Annotated in this window: 12 protein-coding genes and 1 pseudogene; 4 read left to right on the forward strand and 9 right to left on the reverse strand. The window is 67.4% G+C overall.

What is annotated here, in order from left to right:
- The 3 genes and pseudogenes from STSP_RS27880 to STSP_RS27890 all read right to left on the reverse strand — a co-directional run.
- A pseudogene (locus STSP_RS27880) lies at positions 1-1,560 on the reverse strand (IS200/IS605 family accessory protein TnpB-related protein); the annotation flags it as partial.
- Positions 1,553-2,128: an IS607 family transposase gene (locus STSP_RS27885; RefSeq protein ID WP_067283556.1), complete on the reverse strand. Its 576-nt coding sequence runs from the start codon at positions 2,126-2,128 to the stop codon at positions 1,553-1,555. The pseudogene STSP_RS27880 and the gene STSP_RS27885, both read right to left, overlap by 8 nt.
- A gap of 183 nt (positions 2,129-2,311) precedes the next feature.
- On the reverse strand, positions 2,312-2,851 hold the full coding sequence (locus tag STSP_RS27890; protein ID WP_067283739.1) for a GNAT family N-acetyltransferase: 540 nt from the start codon (positions 2,849-2,851) through the stop codon (positions 2,312-2,314).
- Positions 2,852-3,061: 210 nt separating this feature from the next.
- Between STSP_RS27890 and STSP_RS27895 the strand changes: the two genes are divergently transcribed.
- Together STSP_RS27895 and STSP_RS27900 are read left to right on the forward strand one after the other, a co-directional pair.
- Positions 3,062-4,312, forward strand: coding sequence for a ParA family protein (locus STSP_RS27895; protein WP_067283557.1), 1,251 nt, complete (start codon positions 3,062-3,064; stop codon positions 4,310-4,312).
- The gene (locus STSP_RS27900) at positions 4,309-5,391 is read left to right on the forward strand and encodes a ParB/RepB/Spo0J family partition protein (protein WP_067283558.1); all 1,083 of its coding nucleotides are present in this window, start codon (positions 4,309-4,311) and stop codon (positions 5,389-5,391) included. The genes STSP_RS27895 and STSP_RS27900 overlap by 4 nt, the downstream gene beginning before the upstream one ends.
- Positions 5,392-5,515: 124 nt before the next feature.
- Here STSP_RS27900 and STSP_RS39315 read toward each other — a convergent pair whose 3' ends face one another.
- From STSP_RS39315 to STSP_RS40830, 4 genes are all read right to left on the reverse strand, one after another.
- Positions 5,516-5,689, reverse strand: a complete 174-nt coding sequence (locus STSP_RS39315; protein WP_157902913.1) for a hypothetical protein — start codon at positions 5,687-5,689, stop codon at positions 5,516-5,518.
- Positions 5,690-6,454: 765 nt separating this feature from the next.
- On the reverse strand, positions 6,455-6,682 hold the full coding sequence (locus STSP_RS27905; protein WP_107441421.1) for a prolyl oligopeptidase family serine peptidase: 228 nt from the start codon (positions 6,680-6,682) through the stop codon (positions 6,455-6,457).
- A gap of 135 nt (positions 6,683-6,817) precedes the next feature.
- Positions 6,818-7,318 carry a GNAT family N-acetyltransferase gene (locus STSP_RS27910; protein ID WP_067283560.1) on the reverse strand — a complete coding sequence of 167 codons (501 nt, stop codon included), beginning with the start codon at positions 7,316-7,318 and terminating at the stop codon, positions 6,818-6,820.
- Positions 7,319-7,360: 42 nt separating this feature from the next.
- Positions 7,361-7,483, reverse strand: a complete 123-nt coding sequence (locus tag STSP_RS40830) for a hypothetical protein (protein WP_269801058.1) — start codon at positions 7,481-7,483, stop codon at positions 7,361-7,363.
- A 744-nt stretch (positions 7,484-8,227) separates the two neighbouring features.
- Here STSP_RS40830 and STSP_RS27915 point away from each other — a divergent pair.
- On the forward strand, positions 8,228-8,824 hold the full coding sequence (locus STSP_RS27915; protein ID WP_067283561.1) for a hypothetical protein: 597 nt from the start codon (positions 8,228-8,230) through the stop codon (positions 8,822-8,824).
- Positions 8,825-9,132: 308 nt separating this feature from the next.
- On the opposite strand, the gene STSP_RS27920 is transcribed toward STSP_RS27915, so the two are convergent.
- Positions 9,133-10,230 (reverse strand): trypsin-like serine peptidase, encoded by a 1,098-nt coding sequence (locus STSP_RS27920; RefSeq protein ID WP_067283562.1) that lies wholly within the window; start codon positions 10,228-10,230, stop codon positions 9,133-9,135.
- Positions 10,231-10,549: 319 nt separating this feature from the next.
- On the opposite strand from STSP_RS27920, the gene STSP_RS27925 reads away from it, so the two are divergent.
- Positions 10,550-10,975, forward strand: coding sequence for a hypothetical protein (locus STSP_RS27925; protein WP_067283563.1), 426 nt, complete (start codon positions 10,550-10,552; stop codon positions 10,973-10,975).
- Between the two features lie 133 nt (positions 10,976-11,108).
- Here STSP_RS27925 and STSP_RS27930 read toward each other — a convergent pair whose 3' ends face one another.
- Positions 11,109-12,074 (reverse strand): alpha/beta hydrolase family protein, encoded by a 966-nt coding sequence (locus STSP_RS27930; RefSeq protein ID WP_067283564.1) that lies wholly within the window; start codon positions 12,072-12,074, stop codon positions 11,109-11,111.
- Between the last annotated feature and the right edge of the window lie 29 nt (positions 12,075-12,103).

The raw sequence follows: 12,103 nt of genomic DNA on the forward strand, positions 1-12,103 counted from the left end.
CCGCGTTCGCTCCGCGTCCGGCGCGCGCGGATCGTGTCCGTGGTCCGGGAATGCGGGGGCGGTTTCCCTCGCTCCCTCGGTCGTCGGATCGGGCCTGGGCGGTCCGATGCCCGTGCACATCGCTCTGGTGTGCACGGGGCGGTGTCGTCCGTCGCCTGATCCGGTATCCGAGGGCGCGCCTGCCGATGGCCACCGAGGCGGCGGCGTGTCGGCTGGTCTTGTGGGTTTTGCTGGTGAGGGGGGCTTGCCAGTGCTGGGCGCCCCAGACGCTGGTGTAGGCGGGATCGACGGCGATCACGCCGATGCCGGCTTCCGCGCACATGGACAGCAGGCGTGCGCGCAGGCGGCCGGTGGGGATACCGGAGATGAGCTGCCTAAATCGCTTGCGGCGGCCGTGTTCTCGCGGGTGGTGGAGTCGGTGAAGTCGAGGTCTTCGATCGCGATGGCCTGCACACCGGTCTGTTTGGCCCAGTGCACCAGGCGGGTGAGGGCGTGGCGGAGCTGGGCGTCGCGGTGCGAAGCACTGCCGGTGAGCTGGTAGTCGAAGCGGCGGGGTGTGCCGATGGGGTTGCCGTGTTCGTCCAGGCGCCATGCGGCGAGGTGGTCGGCGTTGGTGTCCACAGCGATCACGCCGTCCGCGCGCAGCGTGGTCAGGGATGCGACGGGGACGTCTTTGCGGGTCCAGGAGGCGTCGAGGTACCAGCGGCCGCGGACCGTGTCCAGGTGGATGCGGTAGGCCACGGCCCGGTTCGCTTCGATCCGGTCTCGCCATTCGTCGCCCCGGTGCCAGAAGGCGACCTTCGCGGACAGCACGTACCGGCCGTGCTTCGTGTTCGCGTGCTCGGCGAGGGGGGCGGGCAGCTTGATGCTGATCTCGCCGTGGGGGCTGACGCGGATCGTCTCGTTCCCGAACCTTTTGCCGGACTCGCCGTCGGCGGTCAAAAACCACCGCGCCGCCTCCCACTGTGCCCGCCACTGCGCCTCGGTCAGGTTCGCGGCGGTGAGGTTGTGACGGATGCCCAGCAGTCGGCGGCCCCCGCGTGTGATCGACACCCGTCCGGCGTCGCGTTCAGCCAGGACCTGTTCGTACCGCTCTTCGAGGATCGCCAGGCGCCGGGACTTGTGGAACCACTCGTGCGAGGACCGATAGCCGCCGGGCTTGCCTCGGCTGCCTTTCTCCCCGACGGGCAGGGACAGCCGGTGCCGGATCATGCGGATGCCGGCATCCAGGGATTGCAGGTGCGCCTGCTGCGCACGCCGGGACAGGCCCCACTGGTCGTGCGTGCTGGACGTGATCGAACCAGCCCAGCGGGAGGACGACAACGCAGTCAGGTCGCGTTTGCGCCCGGCCCACGTGTCGGTGGAGTGCTCCAGGCCGTCACGGCACCTGCGGGCCAGATCACGCGAAGCCAGCATGCCCAGGTGCGCGCCGACCAAGCGCAGAACCTTCTCGTCCTCGGCCGTCAGGTGCTTGAGGCGGTCGCGGATGCTGACACCCGTCGGGCCGTCGGCGACGAACGGCCGAGCGATCTGCCGCAGCGGCCTGCGCTGGTCATCCATGCTCGGCGGCCTCAAGCGCCTTGCGGGCACGGTTCTTCGCCGACCGGCGCCCGTACAGGCGGGCACAGAACGAGGTCAGCACCTCCACCATGTCCTGCACCAGGTCGTCCTCGACCTCGCCGTCGTCCAGCACGACCAGGCGGCGCCCGGTCGCGGACAGGGCGGCCTCGACCAGCTCGACGTTCATCCGGCCGAGGCGGTCCTTGTGCTCTACGACCACCGCCTGCACGGCCGGATCGGCAAGCAGTCGCTTGGCCTTGGAACGGGCGCCGTTCATGCCGGAGGAGATTTCGGCCTCCACTCGCACCACCCGGTGCCCCGCGGTGGCAGCCCACCGGGCCAGCCGGGCGACCTGGCGCTCCAGATCGTCCTTCTGATCGTGCGAGGAGACGCGGGCATACAGACCCAGCCCGCCGATTGCCTCGGGCGCGGCGTTGACCCCCACGTTCACGAGGATCGTGCGCGAGCCGACCCGCTGAGCCGGTACCGGCAGCGTCCCTTCGCGGAACCAGCGATACGCGGTCTGCGGATGTACGCCCTGCGTCTTCGCCCATTCCGTGAGGTTCACGCTCTGACAACGACACTCACTCATACATGGTTACGCTCACTTACCCGACTTCGAGGGTCAGCAGTTGAAGACCCCTGCCGAGGCTGTGGGTCTGGGTCCGGAAGGCGGTTCCCGGCAGCTCTTCCGCCGGGCCGTTGCCTGATCAGGCGCCGTTGGCCCGGGCGACGACTGCCGTCGTAAGGATCACTGGTCGGCACGGACGCCCTGACGTTGCAGGGAATACATCGCCTGGGGAGCGCCCCACTCCACGAAGCTGCTGATGAGGTGCATGCCGATGACTTCAAGGAGTCGGCGTGAGCGGCTGTTGGCCTCCTGGGTGACCGCGATGACGGACGGATCGTCCGACGGGACATGGTCGAAGGCCCAGCCGACTGCAGCTGTCACGGCCTCACGGGCGTATCCCTGTCCCCAGTGTTCCGGCAGGAAGGAATAGGACACCTCCCGACGGCCGTCGAACCGGGAATGCGGATCGATCGACACGGTGCCGAGCACGGTTGCGTCTTGCCGTGTGACCACTGCGAACAAGTTGGGGCGACCCGCAAAATGCTCTCGATAGGCGGCGAGCTGCTGTTCGGCGACCGGACCACCGAGAAAGCGCCGGACATCGGGATCGGTCCACAGCCGGGTGAACTCGGATACGTCGCCCGGTTCGGCAGGACGCAGCATCAGTCTGGGGGTGCTGATGGTGCAAGGCCAGGGCTCCGTGGCAGTGATGGAAGACATGAGAGTGATCGTCGCATCAGGGGACTTGAGGGAGACGCTTCGCGCAGGTTCCATCAGCGACCGTCCTGTGCTGGCTGCGTCGACCTATTACGCCGTAATAGGTCGACGGAGGTGCAGCGACGGCTCGGAGGACTCGAGGAGACAACCCAAGTCAGTGAAACTAACGTGTCGCTGCAGCTAACGATCAAGGGCGTTAGTAAGGTGTCCTCCATGAGTTCGCCAGCCACCTCCAGTGACCGCGAAAAGGTTGTGTCCAAACTGCCGGGATGGCTCCGGCAGGACTTGAAGATCCGGGCCGCTCAGCACGGCATCGAGATCCAGACGGCCGTCGAGCAGGGCATCGACGCCTGGAACAGCCTCGCTTCGACCCCCGCCAGCATCGACACTTCCGGAGCCGGCCCCTTCTCAACCTTTCTGCCCCAAGGGCAGTGGGACACGTTCCGGGCCGTCGCCGCCGACCGCGGCGTCTCCCTCACCCAAGGCCTCGCCCAGTCAGTACAGCTGTGGCTCGACGCCAACCCCGCTCCGCACATCGAACGGCCCACCATCACGCGCCGGATCATCGTGTGCAACCAGAAGGGCGGCGTCGGCAAGACCGCCATCACCGCGGGCGCCGGCGAGGCGATGGCCGAGGACCCCAACGCCCTCTACCCGGTGCGCGTTGCCAAGCAGCTCGCCGCCGCCCTACGCGACCAGGCGACCACCCGCGAGGACAGTCCGCTCGAGGTAGAGGACCTCCCCGGACTTGGACTCCGTGTCCTCTTGGTCGACTTCGACCCGCAGTGCCACCTCACCAACCAGCTTGGTGGTACGCCCCTGCCGATGAACGGCGACAGCCTCACCAACCACATGGCCGGCGATCCCAAGGGGGACCTCCAGGATCTGATCGTCTCCGTCGACGACGAGGCCTTCGGCGGACGCCTCCACCTTCTGCCGGCCTGCAACGACGCCTTTCTCCTGGACGTACGGCTCTCCGCCGTCCGAGCACGGGAAGCCGCCCTGGAGCGTGCGCTTCTGCCCCTCGAGGACGACTACGACGTCATCCTCGTGGACTGCCCGCCCAGCCTCGGGCTCAGCATGGACGCCGCCGCGTACTACGGGCGACGCCGCGACGGAGAGCAGCCGGGGCAGTCCGGAGCCCTCATCGTCGTCCAGGCCGAAGACAGCTCTGCCGACGCCTATGAGTTGCTCACCAGCCAAATCGACGACCTCCGCAACGACTTGGCGCTGGACATCGACTACCTCGGCATCGTCGTCAACCTCTACGACGGCCGCCGCGGCTACATCGCCACCTCATCGCTGCAGGGCTGGGTCGACATAAAGGACCCTCGAGTCGTCGGACTCATCGGTGACCTGAAGGAACAGAAGGAAGCCGTACGCCTGAAGCGACCGCTGCTCTCCTACGCCCCCACCTCGCAGCAGGCTGTCGGCATGCGCGCCCTCGCCCGGGAGATCTCATGAGTAAGGCCGACCAGCTGGGCGCCGGCCGCTTCGGCGGTGCAACCAGGCCCCTCAGCGCCCGCCGAGCAGCCATTGGCGCTGCAACCGGTGTGCCGACGGAAGGAGTCGCCCCACCCTCGGAGCTCCCCGTACACCGCATCAGCCTCAACCCGGACAACCCCCGCTCCAACCTCGGCGACCTCACTGAACTCGCCGGCAGCCTGCGCGACCACGGCCAGAAGACGGCTATCACGGTCATGAGCCGTGACGCCTTTCTGAAGGCCATGCCCGAGCAGGAAGAGCACCTCGAGCCAGGCACCACGTACGTGGTCGTCGATGGCAGCACACGCCTCGCAGCCGCCCGGGAAGCCGGCCTGGCCACGATAAAGGTCATGATCGACGACGAGCAGGGGGCCACCGCGGAGGAACTGCTCGAGTCGGCACTCGTCGCCAACATCCACCGACAGGACCTCGAGGAGCTCGACGAGGCCCGCGCGCTGGAACGCCTGTTGGCCATCCATGGCAGCCAGCGAAAGCTCGCCAAGCGTCTCCACAAGTCTCAGGGTTGGGTCTCACAGCGCCTCGCCCTGCTGAAGCTGACGCCAGAACTCAAGGAACGCATCGGCCAGGAGCCCATCGAGCTTCTGCGTGCGGTCGGCAGCAAGCCGGCAGAGGAGCAGCAGGCCGCGTTGGACGAGCTGAAGCAGCAGCGAGCAGCAGCTGAGGAGCAGCGCAAAGCTGAGGCTGGGCCGGTGGGCGCGCGGACGGCTCCGCGAGAAGAGCCGACTCCGGCGGCGCAGGACAGCGCTGCCCCTCAGGGCGCTCAGACTGATTACGCCGTAATCAAGGAGGCGGCCCGTCCCACGAAGCAGCAGGAGCCGGTCCCACGGCAGACGGCATCGGAGGCGCCTCCGCGTGATGAGGGCACGGCTGAGTCTCGCCAGCGTCCGGGAACCCTGAGGGATCGGGGGAAGTTTGTTGACCCGGTGGTCATCGATGCCATTCCGTTCGATAGCCCCGAAGCCGTACTCAGGATCCTCAAGGAACACATGACGCCGGAGAACCTCGAACTGCTCTGGAAGCTCGGGCGCTCCGACTGAGCTCCGCTAGGCATTCAGAGAAAGGGGGCTCGCGTTAGCCAGTGGTTGCTGACGCGAGCCCCTCTGTCGTTCTGGCAGCGGCTGTTCAGCTGCGGTCTCGAGTAGTCATGTCGCCGTCTGTACCTCAAGGGATCGGTACTCCGCCGACCGTCCCGACAGGGGCGAACAGAGTGGTCCACCACGAGAGGATGTTGCTCCAGCTCTTGCGTTCCCCGGTCTCCCCCAGCTCGGTAAGGAGGACGAGGGCCTCCTTCCGGGCACCCTTGGCCTCGGCGCGGCGCCCGGCGGCATCCAGCATCCAGGAATGGTGGACCAGACTCCACGTCAGGATGGCCAGAGAACCTGCGCAAGCACCCGGTACGCCTCGATCTGTCGGACGAGGCTCAGTCGGCCGGATCCGAGCAGCATCGTCGCCCAAAGTGGGTCAGAGTGCCGCCGCCGACACAGATGACGCCGGTCTTCTCCGCGCGCTTGCGGGGTGGTCCGGACGACGCAGTGATTACGGCGTAATCACTCCCTGCTGCTGCTCCCCCGCCGATGATCCCCGCGCCGGGGCCGTGTCGACCGCGACGAAGGTCTGCTCGCCGCGCCTGCGTCGGCAGTTGGCCGGCCGCGGTTGGCCTGTCAGTCATGGAGTCACCGATTACGCCGTAATCGGGTGTGCCCATGACGACAGGCTAAAGGTCACTCGGCGCCGGTCGTCCCATCTCACGCTATCGAGTCGTTTCTCAACGAACCGAGTCGTTCGGGTTCTGTCTCAGCGAGCCTCGTCGCGCAGTTGAGTGCGCTGGGGGTCCTGGATGGCTGTACCGGCTGGGGTGGATCCGGCAGGCTCGTGCGTCGAGCTGTCGTACGTGGATGCGGTGCTCGGGCGTCGTCGGCGTCCGATACGAGACTGTGTGACGGTCCTGTTCGAGGATGTCGCTCCGGTACGCACGTTCCGCTGGTCGCGCGGTGGGCGTCACTTCCAGGCTGGTGCTGGGCGACGACCGGGCGGCACGTCGTTCGAGTCGTGGCTGGAGCGGGAGCCCATTCCACCCCCAGTACCGCTGCTGAGCCTGGACTAGAGCTTTGCGGGGCGCTGCCACTGCTGTCCGAGGACATGGTGGTCGAGGAAGTTCAGCACCGTCTCGTACATGATGCGAATGTGGTTCGGCGCCCCGATGCCGTGGCCCTCGTCCGGGAAGTGCAGGAATCTGACGGGCGCACCGAGCCGCTGCAGATCGGTGTGCAGGCTCAGTGCCTGGCCGAATATCGGGACGCGGTAGTCATCATCCAAGGCGCGGATCATGACGATCACTCTGCCCGCCGCAGTGAACTGTGACAGGGGGCCGACGAACTGAGGGGACCGGAACCGAGGAGAACCGGCTTGGCGGTGGCGCCTCCGACGTGGCTGAGCTACTTCGAACTGACCGCAGCGCGTCTCCTACGGCAGGGAACGGGTGAGCCACACCAGTTCGCCACTGTCTTCCGTCGAGACGTGGTCGCGCTGGAACCCAAGCTTTTCGAGGACGCGAAACGATGGCGCGTTCCAGGGACGCACCGTCGACCAGAGCCGTTTCCGCCCAGTCGCGATCGCCGCGTCGAGCACCGCAGACGCCGCCTCGGTGGCATAGCCCTGTCCGTGCACGCGCCGGAACAGCTCGTAGGCGATCTCCGGCTCGTCAACGGAAGCCCGACCGACAGTGAGCCCGCAATACCCGATGAAGTCGCCCACATCGCGGCGGATGATGGGCAGCAGAGCAATCCCTGTCAGTGCCGACGCCGCGCGCTGATCCTCGATCATCCGCCGGTTGTCCTCGATCGACGGCATGCCACCACCCCGTTCGGCAACGAGCGCGCGATGGGCGTCGATGTCGGGCTCGGTCCACTGACGCAACGTCAGCCGAGCTGTCTCAAGTTGGAGCGGCATCGGCGAATACGGCATGGCGGCACTTTATCGAGGCCGCTCCCAGCCGGGGCAACGAGATCACGTGAGTGATCTCTGGAAGGCGACCATGAACCAGATCACCAGGGGCATGAGGACTAGGAGAACGAACGCGGCGAGGGCCTTGGCCCACGCTGCTGACTTGCCGGGGCCTTCAGTCGTCATGACTGCTCCGGATGACCGCCTATGCGTAGGCGATTGTCGACGCCGCTGAGATGGTAGCCCTCACGGCTGATGCGCAGGGAAGCCTCCGAGCTCGCGTTGGAACTCGCTGTCTCCCCGAGGCCCTTGCAATCATGATCGAAGGTTCTTCAGCCGTCTCCAGCAAATGATGGCCCAGGCGAGGGAGACGAGGGCGTCGTGCAGGTCGAGGCGTAGTTCCGAGCGGAGGCCAGGCGTTCGAGGGTGGGCGAGCATGCCTTCGGAGCGGTGGTCTCATACGGGTGCGTGTCCGGCGGGGGCAGCGAGCCGTGCTGTCCCCGCCTGCTGGGAGGGTCTCCGGCGACGAAGTGATTACGGCGTAATCACTTGCCTGCTCCCCGCACTCGTGCGGGATGGTCGGTCTCCGGTTGACGCAAGGGTCGGCCGTCCCTGTCATCGATGATTACGGCGTAATCGCGCTACGGGGCTGGTGCGCCTGCCAGCACCGCTCGCCAGCGGCCTCCGTCGCCGCAAGCGCGCACCCGAGTGGGGGGCAGTCCGAATCGGGATACGCCGGGGAGAGTGCCCAACAACCTGGCGGGACGGGCGCCGACCTGTCGACGCCAGAATGTGGGCAGTGCGGGCGGCGGCGGGGTGCTCGCATCCCCAGCTCGCCTCTCCTTGAGTGCGCGGGCTCTGCCTCCAGGGTCGTCACAAAGACGCGATCGCCGATCGAGAGCCCGCGAACACGCTCGATACTCTCCCGTTATGAAGATCATGGTGGGGGGCCTCACGGCCGGGGTGGGATTTGGGGCGGTTACCTCGCTCGTCAACGCGCTTTCGTCGCCGTACGTGGAGCTCGGGATGCCGCTCGCCGGCACCGTCTGGGCCAAGGCTGCCAAGGTGCTCAGCCTGCTGATGGATGCCGGCTGGTCATGGGCCGCGTTGGCGGTGGGGATGGGTTGGCTGGCCGGGACACGTGCCCGAGGCGCTCTGGGTGGGGCCCTGGCGCTGATCGCGGCCTCGGTGGCGTATTACGTGACTGACGCCTTCGTTCTGGGGGCACCGCTGGCCTTGTTCGCGACGGAAACGGTCAAGTGGTCGGCGGCGGGTTTGCTGTTCGGGTTGGTCCTGGGGGTGGTGGGTGCAGCCATCAGGCGGCCTGGGCTGATCGGCTTGCTTGCCGCATTGACGGTGCCGGTAGGCGCTGCGGTGCAGATGGTCGTGATGCCGCCCCGGCCACACCTCACCTTGACCCCGGCAATTGTTGTCGCCGAGGTCATCGTCTGGACAGCCGCCGTGCTCGGTGCCGGCTGGGCTTTCTACCGTTTCTGGGCCGCGAGGCGTGCGGTTGGGGCCGGATAGCGGAACCCTCGGGCGATACCCCGTCATCGTCGTGGGCGAGCCGACCGCCGCACCTTGGATCACTTACGGCCCGGTCCGCGATGGAGGTACGTCTCCTTGCGCCGGTCGTGCACCCACTCCGCCCGTTTCTCCCGCGCCTGCTCCCGTTTCGCTTGGGAACGGCGGTTGGTGCGGACGAAACGCGAAAGTGCCTTCCTGACCTGGGACGATGAACCTTGCTGAGGGGTTCTGTCGATCCAGGCGGAGGGCACTGCAGGGCCCTTCCCCGGGGTGGGGAAGGGCCCTGCGTGCTGCTCTGTGCTCGTGTGTCAGGGGGTGTGGGCGCTGGCGGCGTCGATCACCGCCGAGGCGTACGTGCCGTGTTCGGAGGAGAACATGTCGTCGTTCACCCGCTCGCCGAAGAACTCCTCAGTGTGGCTGAACGCGCCGACGATCTGGGCGTTGTCGTCGTGAACGCCGTAGATCAGCGGGCTGCCGCTGGCGCCGGCACCCATGTCGCAGTCCATCTTCAGGCGGTCGTCGAACGGGTTGAAGCTGGAGGCGTCGACGGTGTCGCCGAAGCAGTACATCAAGCGTTCGCCGGTGAGGTCGTCGCGGTTGTAGCCCTCGCCCGGGTAGCCGGCGGTGTAGACGTCCGAGTAGTCGGTGGCGCCGTCGGCGAACCGGTAGCCGAGTGCGCCGCCTCCCGCGTCGTGCAGGTTGCCGTGCAGCAGGCTCGGCTTGACGACGATCGCGGCCATGTCGGCTACCTGGTTGTCGCCGCTCTCGGTCCACGCCTCCGCGGCGAATACCTGGTCTGCGTTCCAGGCACCCAGTGGCCCGTCGCCGTCGCGGTAGCCGGGCACGTACTGGACGTTCGTGCTCCAGCCGGCGTCGCCGCTTCCGTCGCCCGCGTGCACGCAATGGGCCGCGGTCCAGATCGTGTTCTTGTTGTCCGAGACGATCGAGGCGGCGCTGCAGGCGCGGTCCTGTCCGTCGGAGCCGGTGAAGAACAGCCTCCCGAAGACGTTGTAGAGGGACAACTCGGCGTCGTAGGGGACTTCCTGGGATACGGAGACGGTCGCGGCTGCGGCCCGCAAGCCGGTCGTTCTGGTTCTCGGCAGGACCGCCTCGTCCAAGGCGGCCGGTCCCTGCTTCTCGTCCGCGCCGTGGACATCCGTGACGTCGGGACGGGAGGCGGGGGGCTTGGCGGCGGGTGCCTGAGCCGAGTTGCGGATGGCTTCCCGCATCCGTTCCGGGGTCCAGTAATCCCGTGTCTCTTCGGCGGACTGCTGGATCTGGTGGACGTCGACGCCGGTCGCGGTGTACTGCGTGGTGCCGGTGGCGGCGCCAGCCGTGCCCGGCAGCAGGGTGACGATGAAGGCGGCCGCCGCGGTTGCGGCCGCGGCGAGGCGCGGTAATCGCATGGATGTCCTCCCAGAGCTGGTGAAAGACCCTTGTGGGTCCGAACGGTGGTACGAAAGCAGCAGCGCTTGTCGTGGGCATTGCAACGCAACGGGGCTTCGTCGAACTTCGACGAGATCGACACCGGTTCTGCACAGAGAGAAGGCGGCGGGGCAAGAGGGTGAGGTGATCAGGCCACGCCTACCAATCAACCGTGCGGGGCAGGTACTCATGGCCTAAGGGCTGTCCCGTAAGCGGTGCACCTCCTGAGCGGCGGCCCCGGACTGACCCGACCGAGTACAGATTCTGACCAGCACCGGGCTCCGCCTGTTCCACAACCACATGGCCATCGAGCCGGTTCTGCGTTTCTTCGACTTCGGGAGCCCGGCGTTCGTGCGCCTCGTCGACGGGTTCCAGCAGCGCTTGATCGAAGAAGTCGCCGCAAGCGACCTGCCCGGCCTGATCTTCACCTTCGTGTGGGCATTCGACCAGCCAGGCGATCAGCGGGCGTTGGAGCAGTACGCCCTCCCGTTCCGCGAGCGAGGCGGCCGAGTTCTCTACCTTGAGCTGAAGGCAAGCCAGGAAGCCCGGGTGCAGCGGAATATGGGCGCTTCCCGGCTAGCCGGGAAGCCATCCAAGCGCGACCTCGACGGGTTGATCACGGTCGTGGCGGCAGCAGTTGTTCACCAGTTTGAGAGTGTGCGCGGTCGGCTGCGATTCGAACGGTGCAGGAGTCTGGGCAGCGCGGAGGCAGCCGATTACGGCTGAGGGCCCTGGGTGCCGAGGCACTTCACACCGTGGCGGCCGGCTGCCCAGACACCGTCGTCGAGTACCAGCCCGCTGACTGTCCCTAGGTGCCTCTTCCGCCTCGCCCGGCAGCCTGACTATGGGGGTGACAGGCTTACTTGGATTCGACTCGTCCTACCGGGTCGGGGCCGGTCGTCAGTGCCTCGCATTCCGTCGGCCACGTAGGGGCGCCGGGGTGAAGCTGGGTGCTGAGGTAGGCCGCGGTGAGCCGGGCGAGGGCGGCGACTCGCTCGGGGTTCTCGTCCGTGGTCTCGGCGGCGTCGTATCCGGCGATCCCGCCAAGTCCGTGCTCCGCGTCGAACAGGGTGAGCAGGGTCTTGGGGCCGGGGGCGAGGGTGTAGGGGTCGGCGTGCCAGTCCGGCCCCATGTCTGTGAAGTGCCGGGAATCGTCCTTGTCGCCGGCGACGACCAGCGCGGGTGCGGTCATGGTGGAGAAGTCGACGGCACCGATGATCGGCCACTGCTCGGCCATGGGCCCGTTGAGGACTTCGCCACCTCTACCGGGCGCGGCGAGCAGTACGCCCGCCTTGATCCGGGGCTCGACGAGGTGCACCACGCTGCCGGTGTCGGGGTCGTTGAGCCCGGCGCCCAGCAGGAGGGCGGCGGTGAAGCCGCCGAGCGAGTGTCCGGCGACGGCGACCTTGGTGGGGTCGATCCGCCCCGCGAGCTGCGGCACGGTGCGCTCGATCACGTCGAGCCGATCGACGATGTGGGTCATGTCCTCGGCGCGGGAGCGCCAGAAGTCGGGTGCGCCGGGTGCGTCGGCGACCAGGTGGCTCAGTGTCCGGGAGGTGAGGTGGGTGGGCTGAACGACGGCGAATCCGTGGGCGGCCCAGAAGTTGGCGAGCGGCGCGTAGCCGTTGAGCGAGGAGAGGTTGTTCGAGGGACCGTGACCGTGGGAGAGGAGGATGACGGGGAGGCCGGTTCCGGTCGCGGGTACGGAGACGCGCACCTGGAGGTCGACGGGACGTCCGGGCACGGAGAGGACGACGGGGCTGTAGGACAGGACCGGGACGGGCGTGCCCGAGATGTCGGCGCTGGTGGCAGTGGATGTGCTCACGATGTGGATTCCCTTTCGGTGACAGCTGC

This window comes from Streptomyces jeddahensis (assembly GCF_001642995.1).
Lineage (GTDB): Bacteria > Actinomycetota > Actinomycetes > Streptomycetales > Streptomycetaceae > Streptomyces > Streptomyces jeddahensis.

Bases quoted from the DNA above. Each gene is read 5' to 3' on its own strand.
- STSP_RS27925 (WP_067283563.1), top strand. From the start codon at position 10,550: ATGGCCATCGAGCCGGTTCTGCGTTTCTTCGACTTCGGGAGCCCGGCG.
- STSP_RS27890 (WP_067283739.1), bottom strand. From the start codon at position 2,851: ATGTCTTCCATCACTGCCACGGAGCCCTGGCCTTGCACCATCAGCACC.
- STSP_RS27915 (WP_067283561.1), top strand. From the start codon at position 8,228: ATGAAGATCATGGTGGGGGGCCTCACGGCCGGGGTGGGATTTGGGGCG.
- STSP_RS27895 (WP_067283557.1), top strand. From the start codon at position 3,062: ATGAGTTCGCCAGCCACCTCCAGTGACCGCGAAAAGGTTGTGTCCAAA.
- STSP_RS27905 (WP_107441421.1), bottom strand. From the start codon at position 6,682: ATGATCCGCGCCTTGGATGATGACTACCGCGTCCCGATATTCGGCCAG.
- STSP_RS27910 (WP_067283560.1), bottom strand. From the start codon at position 7,318: ATGCCGTATTCGCCGATGCCGCTCCAACTTGAGACAGCTCGGCTGACG.
- STSP_RS27920 (WP_067283562.1), bottom strand. From the start codon at position 10,230: ATGCGATTACCGCGCCTCGCCGCGGCCGCAACCGCGGCGGCCGCCTTC.
- STSP_RS39315 (WP_157902913.1), bottom strand. From the start codon at position 5,689: ATGCTGGATGCCGCCGGGCGCCGCGCCGAGGCCAAGGGTGCCCGGAAG.
- STSP_RS40830 (WP_269801058.1), bottom strand. From the start codon at position 7,483: ATGACGACTGAAGGCCCCGGCAAGTCAGCAGCGTGGGCCAAGGCCCTC.
- STSP_RS27900 (WP_067283558.1), top strand. From the start codon at position 4,309: ATGAGTAAGGCCGACCAGCTGGGCGCCGGCCGCTTCGGCGGTGCAACC.